Annotated in this window: 22 protein-coding genes; 6 read left to right on the top strand and 16 right to left on the bottom strand. The window is 61.8% G+C overall.

Annotated elements, in window-relative coordinates:
- Positions 1-74 precede the first annotated feature (74 nt).
- Positions 75-335 carry a DUF2790 domain-containing protein gene (locus tag V6607_RS17415; RefSeq protein WP_008436118.1) on the bottom strand — a complete coding sequence of 87 codons (261 nt, stop codon included), beginning with the start codon at positions 333-335 and terminating at the stop codon, positions 75-77.
- A gap of 330 nt (positions 336-665) precedes the next feature.
- On the opposite strand from V6607_RS17415, the gene V6607_RS17410 reads away from it, so the two are divergent.
- Together V6607_RS17410 and aqpZ are read left to right on the top strand one after the other, a co-directional pair.
- Positions 666-1,907 (top strand): hypothetical protein, encoded by a 1,242-nt coding sequence (locus V6607_RS17410; RefSeq protein ID WP_008436119.1) that lies wholly within the window; start codon positions 666-668, stop codon positions 1,905-1,907.
- 112 nt (positions 1,908-2,019) lie between these two features.
- On the top strand, positions 2,020-2,712 hold the full coding sequence (aqpZ, locus tag V6607_RS17405) for an aquaporin Z (RefSeq protein ID WP_008436121.1): 693 nt from the start codon (positions 2,020-2,022) through the stop codon (positions 2,710-2,712).
- Positions 2,713-3,355: 643 nt separating this feature from the next.
- On the opposite strand, the gene V6607_RS17400 is transcribed toward aqpZ, so the two are convergent.
- From V6607_RS17400 to V6607_RS17330, 15 genes are all read right to left on the bottom strand, one after another.
- A complete protein-coding gene (locus tag V6607_RS17400; protein ID WP_134326705.1) occupies positions 3,356-4,294 on the bottom strand; it encodes a carbohydrate kinase in 939 nt (312 codons plus the stop codon).
- Positions 4,295-4,306: 12 nt separating this feature from the next.
- The gene (gene xylB, locus V6607_RS17395; protein ID WP_134326704.1) at positions 4,307-5,788 is read right to left on the bottom strand and encodes a xylulokinase; all 1,482 of its coding nucleotides are present in this window, start codon (positions 5,786-5,788) and stop codon (positions 4,307-4,309) included.
- A gap of 147 nt (positions 5,789-5,935) precedes the next feature.
- On the bottom strand, positions 5,936-7,417 hold the full coding sequence (locus tag V6607_RS17390; protein WP_134326703.1) for a mannitol dehydrogenase family protein: 1,482 nt from the start codon (positions 7,415-7,417) through the stop codon (positions 5,936-5,938).
- A gap of 18 nt (positions 7,418-7,435) precedes the next feature.
- Complete coding sequence (gene ugpC, locus V6607_RS17385) at positions 7,436-8,539, bottom strand: sn-glycerol-3-phosphate ABC transporter ATP-binding protein UgpC (protein WP_003215310.1); 1,104 nt, start codon at positions 8,537-8,539, stop codon at positions 7,436-7,438.
- A 37-nt stretch (positions 8,540-8,576) separates the two neighbouring features.
- Positions 8,577-9,407: a carbohydrate ABC transporter permease gene (locus V6607_RS17380; RefSeq protein WP_003215312.1), complete on the bottom strand. Its 831-nt coding sequence runs from the start codon at positions 9,405-9,407 to the stop codon at positions 8,577-8,579.
- 10 nt (positions 9,408-9,417) lie between these two features.
- Positions 9,418-10,344, bottom strand: coding sequence for a sugar ABC transporter permease (locus V6607_RS17375; RefSeq protein ID WP_003215314.1), 927 nt, complete (start codon positions 10,342-10,344; stop codon positions 9,418-9,420).
- Positions 10,345-10,522: 178 nt separating this feature from the next.
- Entirely contained in the window at positions 10,523-11,833 is a 1,311-nt protein-coding gene (locus V6607_RS17370) for a sugar ABC transporter substrate-binding protein (RefSeq protein WP_003215317.1), read from the bottom strand.
- 336 nt (positions 11,834-12,169) lie between these two features.
- Complete coding sequence (locus tag V6607_RS17365; protein WP_003215319.1) at positions 12,170-13,075, bottom strand: AraC family transcriptional regulator; 906 nt, start codon at positions 13,073-13,075, stop codon at positions 12,170-12,172.
- Between the two features lie 71 nt (positions 13,076-13,146).
- Positions 13,147-14,430, bottom strand: a complete 1,284-nt coding sequence (locus V6607_RS17360) for a glycosyltransferase (RefSeq protein WP_008436137.1) — start codon at positions 14,428-14,430, stop codon at positions 13,147-13,149.
- A gap of 71 nt (positions 14,431-14,501) precedes the next feature.
- Positions 14,502-15,584 carry a nucleoside hydrolase gene (locus tag V6607_RS17355; RefSeq protein ID WP_008436139.1) on the bottom strand — a complete coding sequence of 361 codons (1,083 nt, stop codon included), beginning with the start codon at positions 15,582-15,584 and terminating at the stop codon, positions 14,502-14,504.
- 27 nt (positions 15,585-15,611) lie between these two features.
- Positions 15,612-16,919 (bottom strand): MFS transporter, encoded by a 1,308-nt coding sequence (locus tag V6607_RS17350; protein ID WP_338739418.1) that lies wholly within the window; start codon positions 16,917-16,919, stop codon positions 15,612-15,614.
- 222 nt (positions 16,920-17,141) lie between these two features.
- A complete protein-coding gene (locus V6607_RS17345; protein ID WP_003215327.1) occupies positions 17,142-17,774 on the bottom strand; it encodes an N-carbamoylsarcosine amidohydrolase in 633 nt (210 codons plus the stop codon).
- Positions 17,775-17,913: 139 nt separating this feature from the next.
- Positions 17,914-18,666: a hypothetical protein gene (locus V6607_RS17340; RefSeq protein WP_003215329.1), complete on the bottom strand. Its 753-nt coding sequence runs from the start codon at positions 18,664-18,666 to the stop codon at positions 17,914-17,916.
- Positions 18,667-18,677: 11 nt separating this feature from the next.
- Positions 18,678-19,487 carry an alpha/beta hydrolase gene (locus V6607_RS17335; RefSeq protein WP_008436143.1) on the bottom strand — a complete coding sequence of 270 codons (810 nt, stop codon included), beginning with the start codon at positions 19,485-19,487 and terminating at the stop codon, positions 18,678-18,680.
- Positions 19,484-20,617 (bottom strand): FAD-dependent monooxygenase, encoded by a 1,134-nt coding sequence (locus tag V6607_RS17330; protein WP_003215332.1) that lies wholly within the window; start codon positions 20,615-20,617, stop codon positions 19,484-19,486. Before V6607_RS17330 ends, V6607_RS17335 begins: the two co-directional genes overlap by 4 nt.
- A gap of 308 nt (positions 20,618-20,925) precedes the next feature.
- On the opposite strand from V6607_RS17330, the gene V6607_RS17325 reads away from it, so the two are divergent.
- The 4 genes from V6607_RS17325 to V6607_RS17310 all read left to right on the top strand — a co-directional run bounded on the left by V6607_RS17325 (position 20,926) and on the right by V6607_RS17310 (position 26,888).
- Positions 20,926-21,978: a 2,5-dihydroxypyridine 5,6-dioxygenase gene (locus tag V6607_RS17325; protein WP_003215335.1), complete on the top strand. Its 1,053-nt coding sequence runs from the start codon at positions 20,926-20,928 to the stop codon at positions 21,976-21,978.
- 189 nt (positions 21,979-22,167) lie between these two features.
- Positions 22,168-22,602: a MarR family transcriptional regulator gene (locus V6607_RS17320; protein WP_003215338.1), complete on the top strand. Its 435-nt coding sequence runs from the start codon at positions 22,168-22,170 to the stop codon at positions 22,600-22,602.
- Between the two features lie 256 nt (positions 22,603-22,858).
- Positions 22,859-23,335: a (2Fe-2S)-binding protein gene (locus tag V6607_RS17315; protein ID WP_008436149.1), complete on the top strand. Its 477-nt coding sequence runs from the start codon at positions 22,859-22,861 to the stop codon at positions 23,333-23,335.
- A 16-nt stretch (positions 23,336-23,351) separates the two neighbouring features.
- A complete protein-coding gene (locus tag V6607_RS17310; RefSeq protein WP_177437404.1) occupies positions 23,352-26,888 on the top strand; it encodes a molybdopterin cofactor-binding domain-containing protein in 3,537 nt (1,178 codons plus the stop codon).
- The last annotated feature ends 72 nt before the right edge of the window (positions 26,889-26,960 follow it).

Below are 26,960 nucleotides of genomic sequence, written 5' to 3'. Positions count from 1 at the left end.
CGTACATTCAGGATGCCCGCGTTTCGCTGGAGTCTTTCGCGAGCAAGCTCGCTCCTACAAAAAAGCCGATCGGTTCAATTCTGGAAATCACAGGCTTCCGACAGTTTGCGATATCCCACGTCCTGGACTTTCCCTTGACTGTCCACGAACTTGATATCGGCCTTGATCACCTTGCATTCATTGGTATCGGTTTCATGCATGGCAAGCACCTTCTGCACATCCATCTTCTCGCCGTAGTGATAAGGCGTGACGACGGGTGCGGTGTCAGCCTGCGCCATCCCCGTTACAGCCGTCAGGGCCAGTGCAGCACCGAGCATTAACGTACGCAGTTTCATGGTGTTTCTCCGCAAGTCGTTCGCAGGCTCAACAACGTGATGAGCCGCGGCCGCCCTGGGCAACGGTTGGAGCCGTGCGAGTGCGGTCGAATCAACTGTCTTCCCGGGGGATTAACCATCGATTAAGTGAGGCTTTACTGACAAAAGCTTCATCTTCATGGGGGCGTGGGCTGCGTGAGGGAAGCATCTATTACGCCTTTTTTTATCACCTCACAACCTGTCAACTCTGACAGTTGTCTGTCCTGGGAACTGTGCCATAACTAGGTTGCCCCGGCGCTTGAAACGTCTCACCCGCCGGCCATCAAACTGGCCTCCAAGGAAAGAATAGCCATGAACAATTTGATCAACCGCACGCTGGTTCTCGCGATGGCGGGTGCAACTGCCTATACAGGCGCTGTCAGCGCAGCAACATTCGTCGGTGAAGGCACGGCTGCCGGGAAGCAATGTGTTTCCTTGGCGGTCAACAACTCGGGCGTTGTGGTGGGTACCTGTACCCCGGGCACTACTTCGGGGCCATCCGTGGCGTGGGTCGCGTCCACGGCAGGCACTGAAGTTCCGCTACCGCCATTGGTGAGTGGCCAAGGCTGCACCGCCGTGGCTATAGACAATAACGGACAAATAGCGGGCTCATGCAAAATGGCAGACAATCGAGCCACCGCCGTCATCTGGAACAGCGCTACGCCGGGCGCTGCGCCGGTGGCGTTGCAAGCCGTCTCGGTATTGGGCACTGGATTACTGCCTGAGGCGCGCACTGTCATTAGTGCCTTCAACCAGAGCGATGTATTGGCCGGGGCGAGCTTAAGCGGTACCGGTGACGCAACGGCAGTGTTGTGGTTTTCCGGGAGTACAGCCCCGCTTCAAGTGTCCGCCCTGCACGACAACTGCTTTCCCGCCGACATCAACAACACGCCTATAAACGGTGTGCCCACCGTTGCGCTCGACTGCCCGAATCCTGCGTCTGGCAACACCGTCGCCAAAGTCGTGCAGAAAACCGGGCTACTGGGCACCTTGGTCACGACGCCCTTGACCACACCTGCCGGTAGCACGGGCTGCAGCGTAAGCAGCGTAAACAATGCAGTGCAGTTGCTGGGCACTTGCCACTTCTCGGCGCCGGATGTGCCCCAAGCCGTCTACTGGCCCAATCCAAGCGCCACGCCGGTTCAGTTGAGCAGCATCAGCGGTGTATCGGGGGCATCTCGAATCACCGGTTTGCGGTTGAACAATAACGGGCATGCCGTTGTGTCGTACCAGGACAGCAATGGCCATCATCTGTTGGCCTTCTGGACGCCTTCGTCGGGCAGCACTCAGTTGATTCCGCCGTTGGCAGGCGGCACACATATAGGCTTCGTGGATTTGAGTGATAACGACGTCGTGGCACTGACCAGCGAAAATGCCGGCGAGCATCACCAGGCCGCCACCTGGACTTCTGCGACGGGAACCGTGGCCATTCCACAGTTCGGCGGCGGTCAGGAAAGCGGTCTGACGGCGATATCCCCAAACGGCACTTATGTGGCAGGCGGTGCTGAAGACAGCACGGGCACCGACGATGCAGTCGTTGCAACGCTGCCATAGAAAAAGGCTCACCGGTTTACCGGACAAGTCTGATACAGCCAAGTTAATCGCTTTTGCTACCGTCGCCGCCAGGCCCATCAATCGGATGGCGTTGGCATTGGGTGGAGTTGGTTTGCAAAAGAAAATCGCAGCAGAGTTTCTTGGGACGTTCTGGTTGACCTTCTGCGGGTGCGGCAGCGCGATACTGGCCGCGGCGTTTCCGGAACTCGGGATCGGCTTCGCCGGTGTCGCCCTGGCCTTTGGCTTGACGGTGCTGACGATGGCCTACGCGGTGGGCAGTATTTCTGGTGCACACTTCAACCCGGCGGTGACCATCGGCCTATGGGTGGGGCGCCGGATGCCGGGCGTTGACGTGGTGCCGTACATCATTGCCCAAGTCGCCGGTGCGATTGTCGCCGCCGCCGTGTTGGCGCTGATCGCCAGTGGTCGTCCGGGGTTTGAAGTGGGCGCTTTCGCCGCCAACGGCTATGGCCAATTGAGCCCCGGGCATTACAGCCTGCTGGCCGCGTTGGTGGTCGAGGCGGTGGGGACGTTCTTTTTTGTGTTCATCATCATGCGTGTCACCGGCCCGGGTTCGGCTGTCGGGTTTGCGCCGATTGCCATTGGCCTGACCCTGACGCTGATTCACCTGGTGGCCATCCCCGTCACCAACACCTCGGTCAACCCGGCGCGCAGCACCGGGCCAGCATTGTTTGCCGGCGGGGAATACCTGATGCAGTTGTGGCTATTCTGGGCGGCACCGATAGTGGGGGCGGTGGTGGGCGCCATCGTTGCCCGGGCGGTTACCCGCGCTAGGGAAGCGTGAGCCTACCAGCTCATGCGTACCTGCGCATTACCGCTGAAACCCTCCAGCGTATAGCTGTCCAACTGGGTCTCCTCACATCTTCCAGAATTGCCTTTGTGTCGACGGGCGTTGCGCCTGGAACCAACGTGGCCAACACGATCCCGTGCTGCGCAAACCAAGTATCCGGCTCATGCTGGCCACTTCAATAGTGCAAATTCACCCCTATGCGTGTATGTCCGACAGCTTTTCCCGCTCCCGTGCGGCAACTGATCCCATTTGCCGAGGTGCCGTTACAGAAACCCGTAGGGAATCCGGGTTGAGTGGCGCTCTTTTCTGGGCTCAAAGTTTTCAATGGGGCATAGGGTGCTATAGACACAAAGGACACATGTTCCCATGCAATAGACTCCAGGTCTGTCGTGGTATCCAGTGGCGTTGCGCGAGCAACCGACGTGGCCAACACTATCCCTACGAACAAGCCAATCTTGATGTTTTTCATAAAATCTCCCGGCAACACAATGATGTTGGCGCCACTTCCTTGAGATTGAGGCGTAACCGGAGTCTTGACCCGAAAACCACGACTGACAACTGTCAAAGTTGACAGGTTGTGGAGGAAAGGAGAAAGGAGTAAATGAGTTGCCCCCGCAGCGCGCGGGGGCAGGCTGGGCTAGTTCAATTGCTGGCGGTAGGGCAGGTCCGGCCCGGTCTTGCTGCAGGTGAGTGCGGCAGCGCGGATGGCGAAGGTGAGCATGCTGCTGATCTGCTCCCGGGTCAGCTGTTGCAGGCCCTCCACCGAGTCCAGTCGCTGCTCGGTCAGCCAGGCAATCAACGCGGCCTGGAAGGTATCGCCAGCCCCAACCGTGTCCGCCATGACCACCTTGACCGCCGGGGCCGACCAGCTGCCGTGCTGGCGGCTGAACACCGTCGCGCCGTCGCCGCCGCGGGTCAGGAACACCAGTTGGCAACGGTGCTGCAACCAGCCCTGCAGGACGCTTTCCGGTGTTTGGCCGGGGTAGAGCAGGTGCAGGTCTTCGTCACTGACCTTGATCAGGTCGGCATGCTTGACCAGCTCGGCCACGCGGGCGCGCCACAGCTCGATGTTCGGCTCCGGGTTCAGGCGTACGTTGGGGTCGAGGCTGATCAGGCGCTTGCCGCTTTCCCGGCGTACCAGGGCCAGCAACGTGTCGGCAATCGGCTGCACCACCAGTGAGAACGAGCCGATGTGTACGCCACGCACTTCGTCGCCCAACGCCGGTAGATGCTCAAGTTGCAACTGGCGGTCGGCGCAGCCTTCACCGCGAAAGCTGTATTGCGGTGAGCCATTGGCGCCCACTGCGACCATTGCCAGGGTGGTGGGCGCTGAGAATTCCACGAGGTAATCCTCGCCCACGCCTTCGTCCTTGAGCACCTGCAACAGGCGTCGGCCCAGGTAGTCGTCGGAGATCCCGGCGAAAAAGCCCGCGTCGATTCCCAGTCGACGCAAGCCTACCGCGACGTTGAACGGCGAGCCGCCGGCAATCGCCTTGTAATTGACCCTGGATGCCTTGCCGCTGGCATCGTCCTCGCTGAAAAAATCAAACAGCGCTTCGCCACATACCAAATACATATTCGTTCGCTCTTAAAGGGATGCCACGTGCTGTTGATAACGCTCATAAGCCTGCTGGTAGGCGCTGACGCTGCCGGCATCCGGCAGTGTGCGGCTGGCTGCGTCGACGCTCACGCAGCGCTGGCACAACTGCGCCAGGCTTTCACCGGACTGGCACCACGCGGCCTGGATTGCCGCGCCCAGGGCTGCGGCTTCGCTTTGTTCGGTGCAGACCACTTCGGTGTTCATGATATCCGCGACCATCTGCCGCCACACCGGGCTTTTCGAGCCGCCACCGATCAGGCGGATGCTCTGGCTTTGCAGGCCGGTCTGGCGCAGCAGGTCCAGGCCATAGCGCAAGCCGAAGGTAGTGCCTTCGACCACGGCGCGGCACAGGTTGGCGCGGGTCAGATTGGTCATCGTCAGGCCGTGCAGGCTGCCGGTGGCGTGGGGCAGGGCGGGCACCCGCTCGCCATTGAGGAACGGCAGCATGCTCACGCCGTCGGCGCCGATCGGTGCCTGGGCCACCAACCCGTTGAACGCCACCAGATCCAGGTCGAACAGCTCGCGGATGACCCCGGTGGCGTTGGTCAGGTTCATGGTGCAGATCAACGGCAGCCAGCCGCCGCTGGATGAACAGAAAGTCGCCACCGACGCCTGCGGGCTGACGTTGGCCTGATCGGCAAAGGCATACACGGTACCGGATGAACCCAGGCTCATGGTGATCACGCCGGGGGCGATATTGCCGGTGCCGATGGCGCCCATCATGTTGTCGCCGCCGCCGCTGGACACCCGGGCGTTCGGGTTGATGCCCAGGCGCTCGGCGATGGCTGGCAGGATGGTGCCCACTGGCTGGTTGGCCTCGATCAACTCGGGCAGCGCAGCTTCCAGGCGCCCGTCGGGATCGATGTGGCGCAACAGTGCCAGGTCCCATTCACGGGTGCGCACGTTGAAATAGCCGGTGCCGGAGGCATCGCCGTATTCGGCGCAGGCGCGGCCGGTGAGCCAGTAGTTGAGGTAGTCGTGGGGCAGCAGGATATGCGCGATGCGTGCGAACACCTCCGGGTGCTGTTCGCGGGTCCACAGCAGCTTGGACACGGTGTAGCCCGGCGCGATGGCCACGCCGAGGCGTTCCAGGGAGCCGCTTTCACCACCGAGGTGCTGCAGCAGGCGATCGTTTTCCGGCGCGGTTTCGGTGTCGCACCACAGCTTGGCGGGGCGCAGCACCTGGCCTTGGTCATCCAGCAACACCAGGCCGTGTTGCTGGCCGGAAACGCCGATGGCGAGGATGTCCTGGCCGTCCACACCGGCCTGTTGCAAGGCGCGGTGAGTGGCTTCGGTAAACGCGTCCAGCCACTCCTGGGTGTGCTGTTCGCGGCGGCCGTTGGCACCGCTGATCAGCGTGTGGCTGGCGGCGCCCAGGCCCAGGACTTTGCCGCTGCTGGCGTCGAGGACAATGGCCTTGGTGCCCTGGGTGCCGCAGTCGATGCCGAGGTAGAGGTTTTGCTGGGTCATGGTAGGTCGCTCAGCACATTGTTATGGGAGAACTCGGTCAATGTGGGAGCGGGCTTGCTCGCGAATAGGGTGTGTCAGTTATGCAAATATTGACTGATCCACCGCTTTCGCGAGCAAGCCCGCTCCCACATTTTTGATTCGGTTCCGTCAGTTGAGGTTGGCGAGCAGCCGCTCCAGCGTTTTGCTCACACCCACATCCTGCAGGCTCTCGAAACACCGCTCAAACGCTGCCACAAACTCGGGCGAGTTGGGAATAGCCGTACCAAAAATCTCTTCCACCCCAAGCAGTCGCTTGCTGATCAACGCATCTTCCGTCACCAGCCCCTGGCAAAACTCGGCGCGAGGGTCTGGAATCCGGTAGATCACCCCATTCTCATCCACGCCTTTCAAGTACAACGCCCAGGCCGCCACCACCAGCGCAGCACGCTCGGTCTCGCGACCATCGGCAATCAGGCGGTTGATGGTCGGTACGGTGAACTTGGGAAACTTCGACGAACCATCGGAACACACGCGCTCCAGCTGGTCGGCAATCGCCTGGTTGGAAAAGCGGTCCACCAGGGTCTGCTTGTATTCGGTCAGGTCGATACCCGGAACCGGCGCCAGGTTGGGCGTGACGTCCAGGTCCATGTAGGCGCGCATGTAGGCCACGAACAACGGGTCGTTCATGGTCTCGTGGACGAAGCGATAGCCCTTCAGGAAGCCCAGGTACGTCAATGCCAGGTGGCTGCCGTTGAGCAGGCCGATCTTCATCTCTTCATACGGTGTCACGTCATCGGTGAACTGCACGCCCACCGTCTCCCACGCGGGGCGGCCGTTGACGAACTTGTCTTCCAGCACCCATTGCACAAACGGCTCGCAGACCACCGGCCAGGCGTCGTCGATGCCGTGATCGTCATGCAATTGCAGGCGGTGCGCGGTGCTGGTCATTGGCGTGATGCGGTCGACCATCGCATTCGGAAAGCTCACGTTGGCCTTGATCCACTCGTGCAGGCCAGCGTCATGCAGCGCGGCGAAGGCCAGCAACGCCTTGCGAGTCACAGCGCCGTTGTGGGGCAGGTTATCGCAGGACATCACGGTAAATGCCGGCACCCCGGCGGCCCGGCGCTGGGTCAACGCCGCGCAGATAAACCCGAACACGGTTTTCGGCGAGCCCGGGTTGGCCAGGTCATGCTGGATCTGCGGCAGGTGGGCCATGAACTCGCCGTTGCTGTCGTCGATGCAGTAGCCGCCTTCGGTGATGGTCAGCGAGACGATGCGAATCTGCGGGCTGGCCAGCTTGTCGATCAACGCCTGGGCGCCGTCTTCGGCCAGCAGCATGTCGCTGATGGAGCCGATCACGCGCACTTCGGTGTCGTCGGTGTCGCCCAGTTCATACAGGGTGAACAGGTAGTCCTGGCCGGCCAGGTCGTCCCGCGCCTTGCGGTCCTCGCTGCGCAGGCCCACACCACAAATGCTCCAGTCCAGGCCCACGCCGGTATTCATCAAGGCATCGGTGTAATACGCCTGGTGGGCGCGGTGAAACCCGCCAACGCCGATGTGCGCGATGCCCTGGCTGGTATTGGCAATCGCATAGGCCGGCAGTTGCACTTCGGGCGCCAGTTGCGTGAGGTTTTGCTTGTTCAGTTTCATCGGGAAATTCTCGCGAAATCAGGCGGCGGCGCGCAGTGGGCGGGCCACGGCAACACCCTCAGCGTCGAACAGATGGCATTGGGTCGGGTCCAGGTACAGCTGCAGGGTCTCGCCATATTGGCTGGCCATGTCGCCACGGATCCGCAGGGTCAACGGCTCCTTGCTGGCGGTAATCACGTGGCAGAAGGTGTCGCTGCCGAGGCGCTCGCCGACGTCGGCGGTGACGGTCAGGGTGGCTTGCCCCGGCGCGGCGATTTCCAGGTGCTCCGGGCGAATGCCCAGGGTCACGGCGCTGCCGACGCTCAAGGTCGCGCTGCTCAGGGGCAGGCTGATGCGGCCGCCGGCGTCCAGTTCGACTTCGCAGCTCTGTGGGTCAACGCGAGTGACCTTGCCCTTGAGGAAACCCATTTTCGGCGTGCCCAAAAAGCCTGCGACAAACAGGTTGGCCGGCTGGTGATACAGCTCCAGCGGCGAGCCCACCTGTTCCACGCGGCCGCTGTTGAGTACGACAACCTTGTCGGCCAGGGTCATGGCTTCGACCTGGTCGTGGGTCACGTAGATCATCGTGGCTTGCAGCTCTTTATGCAGGCGCGACAGCTCCAGGCGCATCTGCACCCGCAGGGCGGCATCGAGGTTGGACAGGGGTTCGTCGAACAGGAAGATCTTCGGGTTACGCACAATCGCACGGCCAATGGCGACACGCTGGCGCTGGCCGCCGGACAACTGCTTTGGCTTGCGCTCAAGCAAAGGGCCCAGCTCCAGGATACGTGCTGCTTCGTTGACCTTGCTCTCGACAATCTTCTTGTCGACGCCGGCGAGGTCCAGGGCAAACGACATGTTCTTGCGCACGCTCATGTGCGGGTACAGGGCGTAGGTCTGGAACACCATTGCCAGGTCGCGCTTGGCCGGGGTGACCTCGGTGATGTCGCGGCCATCCAGTTCGATGGTGCCTTCGGTGACTTCTTCCAGGCCCGCAATCAAGCGCAGCAGGGTGGATTTGCCGCAGCCCGACGGGCCGACGAACACCACGAATTCCTTGTCGTTCACTTCAAGGTCGATGCCCTTGATGATGGAGAAACCTTCGAAGCCTTTTTGCAGATTCTTGATTTTCAGGTTGGCCATGATGGGCCTCCGCTTCTAAATATTTTTGAAGGAGCCGTTACTTCACGGCGCCGAAGGACAAACCGCGGACCAGCTGTTTCTGGCTGATCCAGCCAAAGATCAGGATCGGCGCACAGGCCAGGGTCGACACGGCAGACAATTTGGCCCAGAACAAACCTTCGGGGCTGGAGTAGGAGGCGATTAACGCGGTGAGCGGCGCGGCATTGGACGAGGTCAGGTTCAGCGACCAGAACGCCTCGTTCCAGCACAGGATCAGCGACAGCAACACCGTGGAAGCCAGGCCGCCCTTGGCGATAGGCAGCAGCACCCGGACCATTTCCTGCCACAGCGTGGCGCCGTCCAGACGGGCGGCTTCGAGGATGTCCTTGGGGATGTCCTTGAAGTAGGTGTAAACCATCCAGACCACAATCGGCAGGTTGATCAGGGTGTAGATGATGATCAGCGCAATGCGCGTGTCCAGCAGGCCGAAGCTCTTGGCCAGCAGGTAGATCGGCATCAGTACGCCCACCGGCGGCAGCATCTTGGTGGAGAGCATCCACAGCAGCGTGCCCTTGGTGCGCTTGGTCTCGTAGAACGCCATGGAGTAGGCGGCCGGTACCGAGATCAGCAGGCACAGGGCGGTGGCGCTGAAGGAAATCAGTACCGAGTTCCAGGCGTAGCTGAAGTAGTTGCTGCGCTCGTTGATGTGCAGGTAGTTCTCCAGCGTCGGCGTGAAGATGAACTGCGGCGGCGTGGCGAACGCGTCGATTTCGGTCTTGAAGCTGGTCAGCACCATCCAGAAGATCGGGAAGAAAATCAGGATCGCGATGGCCCAGGCCAGGGTGCCGAGCAGCACGCTTTGCAGGCGGCGGGATTGTTGAAGCGTCATGGCGCGGCCCTCAAGGCTTGTCAGTCAGGTTTTTGCCGATCATCCGCACCAGGATGATCGCCGCGATATTGGCGATGACCACGGCAATCAAGCCGCCGGCCGAGGCCATGCCCACGTCGAACTGCACCAGCGCCTGGTTGTAGATCAGGTAGGCGAGGTTGGTCGAGGCGTAGCCGGGGCCACCGTTGGTGGTGGTGAAGATTTCGGCGAACACCGAGAGCAGGAAGATCGTTTCGATCATCACCACCACGGCAATCGGACGTGCCAGGTGCGGCAGGGTCAGGTGCCAGAAGATCGCGATGGCGCCGGCACCGTCGAGGCGGGCGGCTTCCTTCTGTTCCTGGTCGAGGGACTGCATGGCGGTCATCAGCAGCAGGATCGCGAAGGGCAGCCACTGCCAGGACACGATGATAATGATCGACAGCAACGGGTAATGGGCCAGCCAGTCCACCGGCTGGGCGCCGAACAGCTTCCACACGTAGGCGAGGATCCCCGACACCGGATGGAAAATCAGGTTCTTCCAGATCAGCGCACCGACGGTGGGCATGATGAAGAACGGTGAAATCAGCAACACCCGCACCAGGCCGCGACCAAAGAACTCGCTGGCTTCCAGCAGGGCGCTGATCAATACGCCAAACACCACGCTGATCAGCAACACGCTGCCCACCAGCAACAGGGTGTTGGTGGCGCCGGGCAGGAAGCCCGAGTCGGTGATGAAGTAGGTGAAGTTCTCCAGGCCCACGAATTGGTTTTCGCCGGGGTAGAGCAGGTTGTAGCGAATCAGCGAGAAGTACAGGGTCATGCCCAGCGGCACGATCATCCACAGCAGCAACAAGGCCACCGAGGGGCTGACGAGGAACCAGCCGGGGTTGATCAGGCGGCTTTTACGCGGCTTGTCCGGCGTAGCGGTTTGCACTTGGGCAGTGGTGGTATTCATGGTGATCAGGACCAGTCAGGTACATGCGGAATGCGGGTCGGAGTGCGGTCAAATGTGGGAGCTGGCTTGCCTGCGATGAGAGCGCCTCGGTGAAACTGACAGACCGAGTTGTCTGCATCGCGGGCAAGCCCGGCTCCTACATAAAGCGGGTTCCCACATTCAGTGTGGTGAGACCGCTTTACTTGGGATAACCGGCCCGCTTCATTTCGCGTTCGGTGAAGGTCTGTGCATCCGCCAGGGCTTTTTCGGCAGTGGAGCCACCGGTCAGTGCGCTGGAGAAGAACTTGCCGACCTGGGTACCAATCGCCTGGAATTCAGGAATGGTCACCAGCTGGATGCCCACATACGGCACCGGCTTGGCCGACGGGTCTTTCGGGTCGGCGACTTTCAGCGATTCCAGCGTCACCTTGGCAAACGGCGCGGCCTTCATGTATTCGTCGCTGTAGGTCGATTTGCGGGTACCTGGCGGTACGTTGGCAATCCCGTCGGTCTTGGCGACCAACTGGCTGTATTCCTTGGAAGTGGCCCAGGTGGTGAACACCTTGGCAGCGTCCTTGGCTTTGGAACTGGTTGGAATCCCCAGGGACCAGGAGTACAGCCACGAAGTACCTTTGTCGGTCTTCTCGTGCGGGGCAAAGGTGAAGCCGACGTGGTCAGCCACTTTGCTTTGGGTCTTGTCGGTGACGAACGAGCCGGCGACGCTGGCGTCCACCCAGATCGCGCACTTGCCGCTGTTGAACAGCGCCAGGTTTTCGTTGAAACCGTTGCTGGAAGCCCCCGGCGGGCCGGATTTCTTCATGTTGTCGACGTAGAAGTTCAGCGCGTCTTTCCACTCAGGCCCGTTGAATTCCGGCTGCCACTTCTCATCGAACCAGCGTGCACCGTAGCCGTTGGCCAAGGTGGTGATCAGCGCCATGTTCTCGCCCCAACCGGCTTTGCCCCGCAGGCACAGGCCGTACTGTTCCTTGTCCTTGTTGGTGAGTTTGGCGGCGAATTCGCCGATCTGGGTCCAGGTCGGGTGCTCGGGCATGGTCAGCCCGGCGTCCTTGAACAGGTCGGTGCGATAGTAGGTGATGGAGCTTTCGGCGTAGAACGGCAGGGCATACAGCGAGCCCTTGACGGAAAGACCGTCACGCACGGAAGGGAAAACGTCGTCCAGGTCGTAGGAAGCAGGCAGGTCCTTCATCGGTTCCAGCCAGCCTTTGGCGCCCCAGAGTGCAGCTTCGTACATGCCGATGGTCAACACGTCGAACTGTCCGCCCTGGGTGGCGATGTCGGTGGTGAGGCGTTGGCGCAGGACGTTTTCTTCGAGTACCACCCAGTTCAGCTTGATCTCCGGATGCTCGGTCTCGAAGGTTTTCGAGAGCTTTTGCATGCGGATCATGTCGCTGTTGTTGACGGTGGCAATGGTCAGGGTTTGCGCGCCAAGACTGACGGCGCTGAGGGTCATGCAGGTGCAGGCAAGCAGAGCTTTGGCTGTGAACTTCATCGCGCACTCCATTTCTGCGCCCAGGGGCTGCAGAAGGACAGTTATTGTTGTTGTGTCTTCCACGACAGCTGGAAGAGTGTGCGTTGATTACAGCCTTCAATTGACGTGCTGACAAATCCTTGGGAGCACTTTTACTGATACTTTTTTGCACTGCAGCGGAAAATTGCTGAAACGATTCGCTGGGAGCGATCGGCTTCCTGCGTGAGCGCGATGCAAATGTGGGAGCGGGCTTGCTCGCGAAGGCGGTGAATCAGCCGACATTTGCGCTGCCTGACACACTGCATTCGCGAGCAAGCCCGCTCCCACACAAGCGGGTTCCCACAGGAGCGCGCGTTTTCAGGCGAGGTTCTGCTCGGTTAACCGCTGCACCGCCAGGCGCCGGTAGTGCGAGGGGGTCATGCCCTTGAGCTGCTGGAAGCGGCGGTTGAAATTGGAGATGTTGTTGAAGCCTGACTCGAAGCACACATCGGTCACGGCTTTGTCACCATCGGCCAGCAGCTCGCAGGACTTGCTGATGCGCAGGCGGTTGACGAATTCGATGAAGGTGCGGCCGGTGGCTTGTTTGAATACGCGGGAGAAATAGGTGGGTTTCATGCCGAGGTATTCGGCCACCTCTTCCAGGGACAGCTCCCGCGCGTAGTGGGCAAAAATGTAGTCCACCGCGCGGTTGGTGCGGTCGATGCTGTGTTCGTCCGCCAGTTGCGGCGTGGTCACGCCGGAGAGCAGTTGGTAGTCCTCGCAGGCACTCAGCACTTCCATCAGGATGAAGAAGTGCCCCAGGCGCGCCATGCCTTGGGCGTCCTCGATGCGCTGCATCAGGGTCATGGCCTGGGCGATGGTTTTCTTGCAGCGAAATTCGATGCCGTATTGCGCCCGTTCCAGCAGTGGCGCCAGGGTCTTGAGCTCGGCAAAGACATGGCTGCCGCCGTCGAACAGCTCGTCGGTGAAGTTCACCAGCATGTCGCGCTTGGGCACCACTTCGTCCTCGGCCACCTGGCTGATCCAGTTATGGGGCAGGTTGGGGCCGGTGAGGAACAGGCTTTCCGGGTAGAAGTTGCCGATGTAGTCGCCGATAAACACCTTGCCGGAGCTGGCAACGATCAGGTGCAGCTCGTATTCCTTGTGGAAATGCCAGCGCACCAACGGGCACGGGAAGCCGTGTTGGCGATAGATGATGGACAGACCGTTGTGATCGTCCATCAGCTCGTAGGAAGGATCGGTGATTCTCGCTGCTCGGGTCATGCTGCAGTCGCTTTATTGTGGTTGCGAAAAGGATAATGCCCCCTTGCGCGCCACCTCGCCAGCGTCTGTGTCTACAGCGTACGGTTTTTCGCCTCGATCCACTGCGCCATGTACTGGGTACTTTTGTGCAGGTGGTGGCGCAGCATGCTGCCGGTGAAATTGTTCCGACGGTGCTCGGCCAACTGGCGGCGGCACTGCTCCAGGCGCTCCACCAGGGCCGGGCCGTGGAGGTCGTGGGCGTAACGGCGGGCCAGTAACTGCCGGCCATCTTCCTGGGCCTGGGTCCAGCGTGGCGGGTCTTGATACAACGCAACCGCCGCAGCAGCCAGTGCATTGGCGCTGTGTTCGACCACGCCGGGCCACGGTTCGCCCATGGCTTCGGCGCCAATCGGTGTGGTAACGCTGGGTGTGCCGCAGAGCATCGCGTCGGCCAGCTTGCCCTTGATCCCGGCACCAAAGCGCAGTGGCGCCAGGCAGATACGCGCAGCGCTCATGACCTGCAATGCATCCTCGGCCCAATTCATCACGTGGAAGCCCTGGGCCGGGTTGTGCAGCGCGGTGGCCTTGGGTGGCGTATAGGCGCCGTACACGTGGAGTTGAGCGCCGGGCAGTTGCTGGCGGATCAGCGGCCACACACTGTTCTTCATCCACAACACCGCATCCCAGTTCGGCGCATGGCGGAAATTGCCGATGCTCAGGAAGTGGGCACGGTCCTCAAAGGGGGCAAAGGCTTCGGTGGGCGGCACCAGCATCAGCGGGCACCAGTGGAGGAGGGCAGCGGGCACCTTGAAGTGTTCGGTCAGCAACTGGATTTCCACATCGGAGATCATCAGGCTGATGTCGCAGCGGTAGATCGCGGCGATCTCGCGCTTGGCCAGGTCGGTATCGGCCATGTCATCGAATTCGGCGGCCAGGTCCCGGCTGAACAGCGCGTCGAAGTCATCAGCTTCGGGGTGCGCCTTCAGGAAATCCTTGAGGCGCTGGTGGCGGGCGTCCCGCAGGCTTTGCAGGTCGGATGCTTCCAGCACCCGAAGAGCATTCGGGCAGGATTTTTCCACGCGCCAGCCGAACTGTTCTTCCATCATGAAACGGTCGAACAGCACGATATCCGGAGCCAATTGCTGGATAAACGCGTCGAAACTGCTGTTATTCAACTCGATCGCGCATTCGCGAATGCCCAGGGCGGGCAGGTCGGCCTTGTGTTCGCCGGTGACCGCCGGGCTGCTGAAGGTGATGTCCCAGCCTTGGGCCAGGAAACTCTCCAGAATCTGCATCATGTGCCCGCTGGCCGCCGAGGAGCGAGGCTCTGGCCAGACGTAGCCAATGACCAGGACTTTGGTGGCGGGCTGATTCATCGACAACGGATTCCTTGAAGGGCTGGGCAAAGGCGCGCAATTAAACCACAGCCCCTCAAGTTCCGGCGCACTCAGCGGAAGATGTTGACCGGCGTCGGCAGCGTCACCAACCCTACATAACCGTCCCAGAACTGCTTCTGGTCCACCGCGAAGACCACCTTGGCCTTTTGCGTGCCGACCGGCGCGCCTTTCTTGTAGCCCAGTGCCCGGCCATAGTCGGCGCCGAAGGTGGCATCCACGTCCACCCACAGCTCGCGGGATTCGGTGACGATCCCGGGGTTCACGAGAAACAGTGCCGGCAGGCTGTCCCAGGTGAAGCTGTGGTAAGCCGGGTCCTTGGCGAACAGTGGCCCGAACTCGTGCTTGTACAGGTCGGCAATCGGGCCTTTGTGTGCGATCACCCGCTCATACACCGACTTGTCGAAGGTGACTTTCTCACAGACATCGTTGGGAAAAATCACGTGTTCGATGGGCGAGCGCAACACGATCTTCGCCGCCTCCGGGTCGAACCACCAGTTGAACTCCGCCGCCGGCGTGGTGTTGCCCGGAATCTCCAGCGCGCCGCCCATGTACACGATGCGCTTGATCAGCGGCACGATGTCCGGTGCCGAGCGAATCGCCAGGGCAATGTTGGTCAGCGGGCCGACCGCCAGGATCGTTACCTCGTGGGGGTTGGCCCGTACGCTGTCGACGATGAACTGGGCGGCGGTTTCCTTGCGCAGCCTGGTGTGGGTCGCCAGGCCGTCCGGTGGCGCGACCAGTTGTGAGGCACTGGTTGGCCGCGGGTTCTTGAACGCACCCGGCCAGCCGGAACCGAACAGGGCTTTTTCCGCCTCATAGGTGGCGTAGTCATGCAGCAGCGGGTAGGCGGCGCCGGAATACACGCCGACTTCCTTTTCCACACCCATGCGTTCCACCGCCTTGAGGGCGTCGACCTGTTCCTGGTCGACCCAGGCGTTGCCGCTGACCAGGGTCATGCCCAGCAGGTCGATGCGTTTTTGCCCGTGCAGCTGGGCGAGCATGATAAAGGCCTGGCCGTCATCGTTGAGCACGTTGAAGTCGGTGTCGAAGATGACCTTTTCTGCGGCCTGCGCCGTACCGGCACACAGGCCCACGGCGACAAGCAGGGCACAGCGCTTGATGAAACCTTGCATGGAGACTCACCCGAAAAATTGTTGTTGTTAACGGTTTACCAGCTTCGCCGGCAAGGCGATCACCAGGAAGCTGCTGAGAATCAGGCAGCCGGCAAAAAACCACAAGGCCCCTGCGCTGCTGCCGGTGACGTCAATCGCCACGCCCATCAACGAGTTGCTCACCAGGCCTGCGATGTTCGCCAGCGAGCAGGCCAGGGCAAAGCCGGTGGCCGCTGCGGTGCCTTTCAGGAAGGTCGCCGGCAGGCTGAAAAACACCGGCACCGCACCGATGATCGCCGCCGAGGCAATCGCAAACAGCGCCACGGTGGCGACCACGTTATGGGTGAAGAACGTGCTGGTAGCCATCGCCGCCGCGCCGATGAAGAACGGCACGATGATGTGCCAGCGGCGTTCGCGGTGTTTGTCGGAGCTGGCGCCGATCAGCAGCATGCCCAAGAGGGCCGCCACGCTGGGCAGGGCCGTGAGGATGCCGATGTGGAAAGTGTCGGTAATCCCGGCGTTGCGGATGAATGTGGGCATCCAGAACCCCATGGCATAGGCACTGAGCAGGATCGAGAAGTCGATACCGCCGAGCATCCACACCTTGAGGTTGAAGAAGCCGTCGCGGAAGCTGTGTTTGCTGGCGGCACCGTCGGCGTCCTTGCGCAGTTCGCTTTCCAGCAGGGTTTTTTCTTCCGGCGACAGCCACTTGGCTTGCTGATAGGTATTGGGCAGCGCCCAGAAGGTCCACACACCGAGCAGCACGCTGGGCACCGCTTCGATCAGGAACAGCCACTGCCAGCCGCGCAGGCCGGCCATGTTGTCGAAGTGGCCCATGATCCAGCCGGACAACGGGCCGCCGATCACGCTGGACAGCGGCAGGCCGATCATGAACAGGGCGATGATCCGCCCCCGGCGATGGGTGGGAAACCAGGTGGTCAGGTAATACAGCACGCCCGGCAGAAACCCGGCTTCGGCCGCACCCAGCAGGAACCGCAGGATGTAGAACTGGGTGGTGGAGGTGACCAGCATGGTGCAGGCCGAAAGCAGGCCCCAGGTGATCATGATGCGGGCGATCCAGATCTTCGCCCCGACCTTTTCCAGGATCAGGTTGCTGGGGACTTCGAAGATGATATAGCCGACAAAAAACAGCCCGGCACCGAGGCCGAACGCGGTTTCGCTGAAGTGCAGCTGGTCGAGCATCTGCAGTTTGGCGAAGCCGATATTGATGCGGTCCAGGTAGGCCGCGAGGTAGCAGAAACACAGGAACGGAATCAGCTTCCAGGTGATCTTGTGGTAGAGCGTGTGGACCGGATCGGCGACCGTAGTCGCGGGCGCTGCATTCGCAATGGGCATTGGGGTGTCTCCTGGCGGTGACTTATGGTTTTTATACGGCCGCTTTTTCAGCACTTCGGAGTGCTGTGAAAGCGACTTCCAAAGGCAGTGACAGAAGACTGAGGTGCCCTGTTGGAGGTGATCAAGTGTGGGAGCGGGCTTGCTCCCACATTCGACTGCATTCCAGCGTGGGCGCTCAGTTTTTTCCGGACCACGCTCTTTGTCGTGGTTCCTGTTGACGCGTTATTGCTCCTTGAACTTGCTCATCGCCTCCTGCTTGCTCACCACGTCGCCGTACTTGCTGTCGATATCAAACAAGTTGGCTTCATGGGGCGCCGGGTGGCGGTCGCCGACGCATTCGCGCACGACGATGGTACGAAACCCGTGTTGCACCGCATCCACTGCGGTGGCCCGGATGCAGCCGCTGGTGGAACAGCCGGCGAGCACCACGGTGTCGATGCCCTGGGCGTGCAGCATCGGGGCCAGGCTGCTGCCGAAAAACGCGCTGGCGTATTGTTTGGTGATGACCACTTCATTGGCCAGGGGCAGCACTTCGGTGCAGAAGGCGGCGAGGGGGTTGCCCTCGACCATGTCTTTCATCACCGGGGCCTTTTTTACCCAGATACCGCCGTCGGCGAAATGGCCCGGATGGTAGCGGATATTGGTGTGCACCACGCTGATTCCGTGACGCCTGGCGCAGGCCAGCAGCTCGACGCTTTCGGCCACGGCGATGCGCACTTCGGGGGCAAACAGTGGCGCGCCTTCGGTGGTATAGCCTTGCATGAAGTCGATCATCAGCAGGGCGGATTTTTTGCCGAAGCCGATTCGGTTACCCCAGACGCCCTGGTAGTTGGCGTCGGCGGATTGTTCGCTCATCTTTCAGTCCTCGGTAATGGACGGTGCACATAACCTTGTGGCGAGGGAGCTTGCTCCCGTTGGGCTGCGTAGCAGGCCTGTTTTTTTGGGGGCGCTTCGCACCCCAGCGGGAGCAAGCTCCCTCGCCACAAAAGCGTTTTTAGTAGGCTCCCGACAGGAGGGCGCCGGCGCCGGGGACGATGGGTTCCAGGTCCAGGGCCTTGAGCATGGCGTAGGTGGTGGCGATGGCGGCGGTGAGTACCGGCAGGCCGGTCTGGGCTTCGACCTTCGCGACCACGGGCAGCGACTGCATTTGTACGCAGGCCGACAGTACGATTACGTCGACACCTTCCAGGTTCATCCCGGCAACAATCGCCGGCAGGTTGGCCGGGTCGTGGCGGGCCACTTCGAGGTTGTCGGGGATTTCCAGGGCGCGCCAGTCCACCACTTCAAAGCCTTCTTCGCGGATGTAGTTCACCACCAGTTCGGTCAGCGGTTTCATGTACGGCGCAACAATGGCGATGCGTTTGGCGCCCATGACTTTCAAGCCTTCGATCAGGGCGCCGGCGCTGGTGATCACCGGGGCGTTGGCGTCGTTGTCGGCGGTGGCCTTGCGCAGGCGTTGCTCGGACTTGCGGTGGTAACCCAGCCCCATGGCCATGATCGCTACCAGGCAGGCGTAGCCCAGCACGTCGACCTTGGCGTCGGACAGCTCGATGGCGCAACGGTCGGACTCACCGTCCATGGCCGCCAGTTCTTCCTTGCGCACTTGCTTCATGCGCATGCGGCTGGAGTGAAAGGTGAAACGTTCCGGGCGGATCGCCTGGCGCGCGTTAAGCATCGCCGGGATCTCGGTTTCCATGGTGGTGTTGGAGCTCGGCACAATCTGGCCGATGCGATAAGGCTTGAGCATGATGGTCTCCGTTATGCAGTCAGGGGCTGGCCGAGGAAGTCGCCGAAGGCAGCGAAAAAGCCTTCAAGGTCGTCCCAGGGGATCATGTGTCCTGCATTTGGCACATGGGCGACCTGTAGGGTCGGCTGTAACTGTCGGACTTCCGCGACATCTTCGGCCTGAATTACACCGCCGCGTCCGGCAACAATCAGCAGGGCAGGAGCCTCCAGGTGCGGCAGGTCCTGATGGAAATCGACGGTATGGAAGTCATTGAACGCACGCACGATCGCCGGCTCGTAGCAGGTGTGCAGCCATTCGGCGCGCAGTTGCAGTTGTTCCTCGGTCCAGGTGGCGCAGAAGGCGCGCATCGCCTCCGCATCCATGCCGACCTGGGATTGACGAATCGAATCGACGTACCACGGCAGTTTGCTTGGGTATTCGCGGCGACCCGGTCCGGACATCGGCGGGTCGATCAACACCACGCGGTTGACACCTTGTGGATGGCGCACCGCACTGCGTACGGCAAACCGCGCGCCCATGGAATGGCCGACCAGGTGATAGCTGTCGAGCTTCAGGGCGTCGGCAAACGCGCCAATGTCATCGGCGCAGGTGTCGGCGCTGTAGTCCAGCTCCGGGCCGGTGGACGACAGGCCGCGACCGCGCACGTCCAGCACGTAGGTGTCGAAGTGCAAACCCAGGCGTTCGGCGACAAAACCCCAGGTAATCGCCGGGCTGGTGATGCCGGGAATCAGGATCAGTGCCGGGCCCTTGCCGCCGTAACGCAGGTAATGCTGGCGGATACCATTGGCCTGGACGTTGCCGCCATAGAGAAAGCTGCTCACGCCGCCACCCCCGATTTCAATTGCTGGGCGTAGAGGTCGTAGCCGTAGACCCAGTCCGGATCTTCCTGGGTGCGCAGCCAGGTGTTGGCGTTGGACACGGCCTGCACCCGGGACGCGCGTTCCTTGCGGTTGGCTTCATACAGCTCGAACGCGGTGCGGTAGTCGCCGATCCCTGTTTCCTGCAGGCAGCGCGTCAGCATCGCGGCGTCTTCGATGGCCATGCCGGCGCCCTGAGCCATATGGGGTTTCATCGGGTGGCAGGCATCGCCCAGCAATACCAGGCGACCACGGCTCCACAACGGCAGCGGGTTGCGGTTGCGCAACGGCCATTTGGTCACGCTTTCGGTGGATTCGATCAGGGCCTGGACGGTCGGGTGGTAGCCCTTGAAGGCGTCGAACATCTCCTCCCGGCTGCTGTCGACGAAGGCGCCCTGGAAGTCCCATTCCGGGTGCGGCACGCCGGTGACGTAGTAGTACTCGTCGCGCTTGCCGGTGGTGTAGTAGACCATCATGTGCCGGTCCTCGGTCCACCACTTGATGCAGTCTTCGAACTTCAGGTCGTACTTGGCCAACTGGTCGCCACGGATCAGCGCACGGTGCGCGACCCAGCCGCTGTACAGCGGTTTTTCGGCACCCAGCAGCTCTTCACGAATGCGCGAGTTGATGCCGTCGGCACCGATCACGATGTCGGCGTAGGTTACCTCGCCGTCGGCGAAAGTCAGGCGCACCTGGGTATCGGTTTCTTCAAGGGTTTCCAGGCGCTTGTTGAAGTGCAGGGTGCCGGGCTTGAGGGTGGACATCTGCAGCGCGTGCAGATCGCCGCGGTGCACGGTGATGTAGGACGCGCCGTAGCCAGTCAGGGGAATGCGTGACAGGTAGTCGCCGGTTTCACCATCGCGGCTGAACCAGTGCTCGGGGTGCGAACCCATCAGATCCAGCTGTTTTTCGATGCCCATGCGGCGGAAGATTTTCATGATGTTGGGGCCCATGTGGATCCCGGCACCCAGGCGGGAAAACTCCGGCGCCTGCTCGTAGATGTCCACGTCGAACCCTGCCTGTTGCAGCAGGGTGGCAGCGGCGGCACCGCCAAGGCCGGCGCCGACGATTGCGATTTTTTGTGTGCTTCCCATGGGGCGTGGTCCTCTTTTTCGAATAATGGCCGGCGGTGTCTGTCCGCAAGGTTTTTAAAGTGTATACGCTCATTTTTTCAAATGAAAAGCCCACGCCTGAAAAATTGTTTTTTTGGCCATATCGATCCCCTGTAACCGGTTGTCTCCATATATAACTGGGCTTGTGTGGATTCGTAACGTTTTGGCGTGGTGCTTGCAGTCCATGATGAAATCAGTTCTTATCGTGATTAATTGGCGTATACGCTATAAAAACGCACTAGAGTGAAGCGCCCTGCAAGATCTTGGTGCAGCAGCTGAGGAGACAGGAAATGCCGGTAAGTGATTGCGAACTGACCCAGATGTTTGAGCATGTGTTGAAGCTCTCGAAGGTCGACCCGACCCAGAGCGTCGCCGTGCTCAAGAGCCATTACTCCGACCCGCGCACCGTGCGCGCCGCGATGGACGCGGCGCAGCGCCTGGGGGCCAAGGTGTATGCGGTGGAGTTGCCGTCGTTCAACCATCCCCGGGCGATGGGCAATGACATGACCGCCTACTGTGGCGACACTGCCCTGACCGGCAATATCGCGGCGCAGCGGGCGCTGGAAGCGGCCGACCTGATCGTCGACACCATGATGCTGTTGCACTCGCCGGAGCAGGAACAGATCCTCAAGACCGGCACGCGCATCCTGCTGGCGGTTGAACCCCCGGAAGTGCTGGCGCGCATGCTGCCGACCGAAGAGGACAAAGTGCGCGTGCTGGCCGCTGAAGAACTGCTGAAAAAAGCCCGCTCGATCCACGTCAAATCCCGCGCCGGCAGTGATTTCCGGGCGGCGCTGGGGCAATACCCGTCCGTCACCGAATACGGCTTTGCCGACGAACCGGGGCGCTGGGACCACTGGCCGAGCGGCTTCCTGTTCTCCTGGCCCAATGAGGAAACTGCAGAGGGCGTGCTGGTGCTGGATATCGGCGACATCCTGCTGCCGTTCAAGACCTACACCCGGGAGAAAATCACCCTGGAGATCGAGAAGGGCTTCATCACCAGAATCCACGGTGGTTTCGAGGCCGAATACCTGCGCGACTACATGAAATACTTCAACGACCCCGAGGTATATGGCATCTCCCACATCGGCTGGGGCCTGCAGCCACGGGCGCAATGGACGGCCATGGGCCTGCACGACAAGAACGACGGCATGTGCATGGACGCCCGCGCGTTCTACGGCAACTTCCTGTTCTCCACCGGCCCCAACACCGAAGTCGGCGGCACCCGCAAGACCCCGTGCCACATGGACATCCCGCTGCGCAATTGCGACGTCTACCTCGATGATGAGGCCGTAGTCATCGCCGGCGACGTCGTAGCCCCCAAGGCCTCCCTGGCCCACTAAACATCCAATGTGGGAGCGGGCTTGCTCGCGAATGCGGTACGTCAGTCACACATGCGCCACCTGACACACCGCATTCGCGAGCAAGCCCGCTCCCACATTTCAACCGCGTTCCGGCAATGAGATCCTTGAGTCATTTCCACAACCCCGCCATCATGCCACCCCATCGACCACCGCCTTCCCGAGCCCGCCGTGCCTGATTCCTACGTTTTCTCCGAACAAGTCGGCCACCTGCTGCGCAAGGCCTACCAGCGTCACCTGGCGATCTTCCAGCAGAACGTCGGCGACTCCCAGCTCACCGCCGTGCAGTTCGTCACCCTGTGCGCCCTGCGCGATCACGGTGCAAGTTCGCTCACCGAACTGGTCAAGGCCACCGCCGTCGACCAGGCGACCATCCGTGGCATCGTCGAACGCCTCAAGGCCCGCGAACTGATCACCCTCGAACCCGACCCGCAGGACAAACGCAAAGTCGTGGTCAACCTATCCGACTCCGGCGCCGCCCTGGTGCAGCAAACCGTGCCCTGCGCCGCCACCATCACCGAACTGACCCTGAGCAACCTCAACCCTGCCGAACGCGTCGCCGTACTCTTCCTGCTACGCAAAATGATCGAAGACCCCCAAACCTGACCCCGATCCCCTGTGGTGAGGAAGCTTGCTCCCGCTGGACTGCGCAGCAGGCCCATCTTTTGGGGTCGCTTCGCAACCCAGCGGGAGCAAGCTCCCTCGCCACAGCTATTCATCCATCTTCTGGCACCGTTTTTGCTCTACGTTGATGTAGTAACCACTTCACCCGTCAAGTGTGTCGCGAGACCCCAGGTACGCGACGCTTTTTTTTGACTGTTTGATGTAGTGGACACTTCACCAAATCCAACGGGCGAAGCGAATGACCAGCCAGAACATCACGGTAACGCTTGAGGTCAACGGCCACACCAGCGAAGTCAGCGCAATGGCCGACACCCCGCTGTTGTTGATCCTGCGCAATGATCTGCAACTCAACGGCCCCAAATACGGCTGCGGCCTGGGGGAGTGCGGCGCCTGCACGGTGATCATCGACGGCGTGGCTGCACGCTCCTGCGTCTTCCCCCTGTCGGGTGCCGTGGGACGCAACATCGTCACCCTCGAAGGCCTCGGCACCCGCCAGACCCCGCACCCGGTGCAGCAGGCCTTCATCGATGAACAGGCCGCCCAGTGCGGCTACTGCCTCAACGGCATGATCATGACCGCCAAGGCCTTGCTCGACCGCAATCCCAACCCCAGCGAAGCCGAGGTGCGCAGCGAACTGTCTGGCAACCTCTGCCGCTGTGGCACCCATATCGAAATCCTCCGCGCGGTGCTGCGTGCTGCCCGCCAAACGCCTTGAACGTGGATCGATGACCATGACTGACGCAATCCCTTCCCGCGACCAATGGCTGGCCAAGGCCGGCGTCCTGCTGATCGTCGACGATGTGCTGCCACCTTCGGAGCCGGTGGCCAAAGGCGGCACACCGACGGTCAAGCCCAAGGAGCTGGGGCTGTTTATCGCAGTGAACGATGATGGGCTGGTGTACGCCTTCAACGGGCACGTGGACCTGGGCACCGGCATTCGCACCTCCCTGGCGCAGATCGTCGCTGAAGAACTGGACCTGACCATGGACCAGGTGCGCATGGTGCTGGGCGACACCGAGCGTGCGCCGAACCAGGGCGCGACCATTGCCAGCGCAACCTTGCAGATCTCCGCGATTCCGCTGCGCAATGCCGCCGCCGAAGCCCGGCGTTTCCTGCTGGCGCGGGCGGCGCAACGCTGGTCCGTAAATGCTCAAAGTCTCAAGGTCGACGCAGGCGTTATCCGCGGCGAAGACGGGCGCACCATCACTTATGGTGAACTGGTGACGGGCGAGCATGACCAACTGCGCATCAGCGGCGATGCACCGCTCAAGGCCACCGCCGATTACCGCCTGGTGGGCAAGGGCGCAGCCCGGGTGGATATCCCGGGCAAGGCCACCGGCGAACTGACGTACGTGCACGACATGCGCGTGCCGGACATGCTCCACGGTCGGGTGATCCGCCCACCGTATGCGGGCCTGGATTGCGGTGACTTTGTCGGCAACAGCCTGCTGAAGGTCGACGAATCATCCATTGCCCATATCCCGGGCATTGTTGCGGTGGTGGTGATCCGTGATTTTGTCGGCGTGGTGGCATTGCGCGAAGAGCAGGCAATCAAGGCCGCCCAGGAACTGCAGGTGCACTGGAAACCCTGGAACCACCCACTGCCGGACATGAGCGATGTGGAGCAGGCAATCCGCGACAACCCGCGGGTACGCCGCACCGTGCTCGACCAGGGCAACGTCGACGCAGCCCTGGCCGCCGCCAGCCAGCGCATGCCGCGCACCTACCTGTGGCCATACCAGATGCACGGCTCCATCGGCCCGTCCTGTGGCGTGGCGGATTATCAGCCCGGGGGCAGCCGGGTCTGGTCGGGCAGCCAGAACCCGCACCTGCTGCGGGCCGACCTGGCCTGGTTGCTGGAATGCCCGGAAGCGTCCATCGACGTGATTCGCATGGAGGCCGCCGGCTGCTACGGCCGCAACTGCGCCGATGATGTATGCGCCGACGCCTTGCTGCTGTCGCGTGCGGTGGGCAAGCCGGTGCGGGTGCAACTGACCCGCGAACAGGAGCACCTGTGGGAGCCCAAGGGCACCGCGCAATTGATGGATGTCGACGGCGGCCTGAACGCCGACGGCAGCATCGCCGCCTATGACTTTGAAACCAGCTACCCGTCCAACGGCGCGCCCACCCTGGCGCTGCTGTTGACCGGCCGGGTCGAGCCGGTGGCGGCGATGTTCGAGATGGGCGACCGCACCTCGATCCCGCCCTACGACATCGCGAACATGCGCGTCACCATCAACGACATGGCGCCGATCGTTCGCGCCTCGTGGATGCGCGGTGTGTCGGCGTTGCCCAACACCTTCGCCCATGAATCCTATATCGACGAACTGGCGTTTGCCGCCGGGGTCGACCCGGTGGAGTACCGCCTGCGTTACCTGAAGGACGAGCGCGCCATCGACCTGGTGAAATCCACCGCCGAACGCGCCAACTGGGCACCGCGTACCGCGCCGATGCAAACCGCGAATGAGGACCACCTGCTGCGTGGTCGGGGCTTTGCCTACGCGCGCTACATCCACAGCAAGTTTCCCGGCTTCGGCGCGGCGTGGGCGGCGTGGGTCGCGGACGTGGCCATCGACAAGCAGACCGGCGATGTCTCGGTGACGCGCGTGGTGATCGGGCATGACTCGGGGATGATGATCAACCCCGCAGGGGTGCAGCATCAGATCCACGGCAATGTGATCCAGTCCACCAGCCGTGTGCTCAAGGAACGCGTGACCTTTGAAGAGTCGACCGTGGCGAGCAAGGAGTGGGGCGGTTATCCGATCCTGACCTTCCCGGAAGTGCCGCAGATCGACGTACTGATGATGCCGCGCCAGGACCAGCCCCCGATGGGCGCCGGTGAGTCGGCCTCGGTGCCCAGCGCGGCGGCGATTGCCAATGCGATCTATGACGCCACCGGCATCCGTTTTCGCGAGCTGCCGATTACCCCCGAGCGGGTATTGGCGGCGCTGAATGCAGGCACCCTGGGCGAGCCGGCGAAGGCCCCGGAAAAGCGCCGCAAATGGTTGTTCGGCTCATTGTTCGCCGCCTTTGGCGCGGTGCTGGGCATGGCTGCTACCGCGTGGCCGTTTCACAGCGAAATTGCCCCGATTGCGCCGCCCAGTGCAGGCACCTGGTCCAAGGCCACCCTGGAGCGCGGGCGCTTGCTGGCCGCCGTGGGGGATTGCGCGGTGTGCCACACGGCACCGGGCGGTGCCACCAATGCCGGCGGGCTGGCGATGCATACGCCGTTCGGCACCCTTTACAGCAGCAACATCACCCCGGATGAGAAAACCGGGATTGGCAACTGGTCCTACCCGGCGTTCGAGCGGGCGATGCGCGACGGCATTGGCCGCGACGGGCGCAACCTGTACCCGGCGTTTCCCTATACGGCGTTTCGCAATATCAACGATGCCGACATGCAGGCGCTGTATGCCTACCTGATGTCCCAGGCGCCGGTGAGCCAGGCACCGGTGCCGAACGCGATGAAGTTTCCGTTCAATATCCGACCGTTGATGGCCGGCTGGAATGCGCTGTTCCTGCGCCGCGGAGAAATCAGCGTGCAGCCACAGCGCAGCGAGCAATGGAATCGTGGCGCTTACCTGGTCAACGGTTTGGGGCACTGCGCGGCGTGCCATTCGCCGCGCAACCTGATGGGGGCGGAGAAGGGCGGCAAGGCGTTCCTCGCGGGCGGCAGGGTGGATGGTTGGGAAGCGCCGGCCTTGAATGGCTTGTCCAAGGCGCCGACGCCGTGGACCGAAGACCAATTGTTCAGCTACCTGAGCACTGGTTATTCCGATGCCCATGGCGTGGCAACGGGGCCGATGGGACCGGTCGTGACTGAGCTGGCGAAACTGCCCAAGACCGACATCCGCGCGATGGCGGTGTACCTGGCTTCGCTGAACGACAGCGGCGCCGCCGAAGCGCAGGTGGTGGCAGCTGCGACGGTGCCCAATGCCAATGGGCGACGGGTATTCGAAGGTTCATGCAAGGCCTGCCATGCCGACGGGCAGGGCCCGAAGCTGTTCGGCGTCAGCCCATCACTGGCGACCAATACCAATGTGCACAGCGATCAACCGGACAACCTGATCAAGGTGATTTTGCAAGGGATCAGCACTCCGGCGACCAAGGATCTGGGTTACATGCCGGCGTTCAAGGACAGTTTGTCGAACACCCAAGTGGCGGAGTTGGCCGCCTACCTGCGCGGGCGCTTCGCACCCCATGCACCGCAGTGGGAAGGCCTGGAGCAAACCGTGGCACACCTGCGAGCCAATCCCGGTACCCACTGATTCACACGGTCAAAAAATGTGGGAGCGGGCTTGCTCGCGAAAGCGGTTCGTCAGTCGCCAAATATATTGACT

The organism is Pseudomonas sp. KK18, assembly GCF_037094675.1.
Classification (GTDB): Bacteria; Pseudomonadota; Gammaproteobacteria; order Pseudomonadales; family Pseudomonadaceae; genus Aquipseudomonas.
This window is presented reverse-complemented; position numbering and strand designations above follow the sequence as displayed.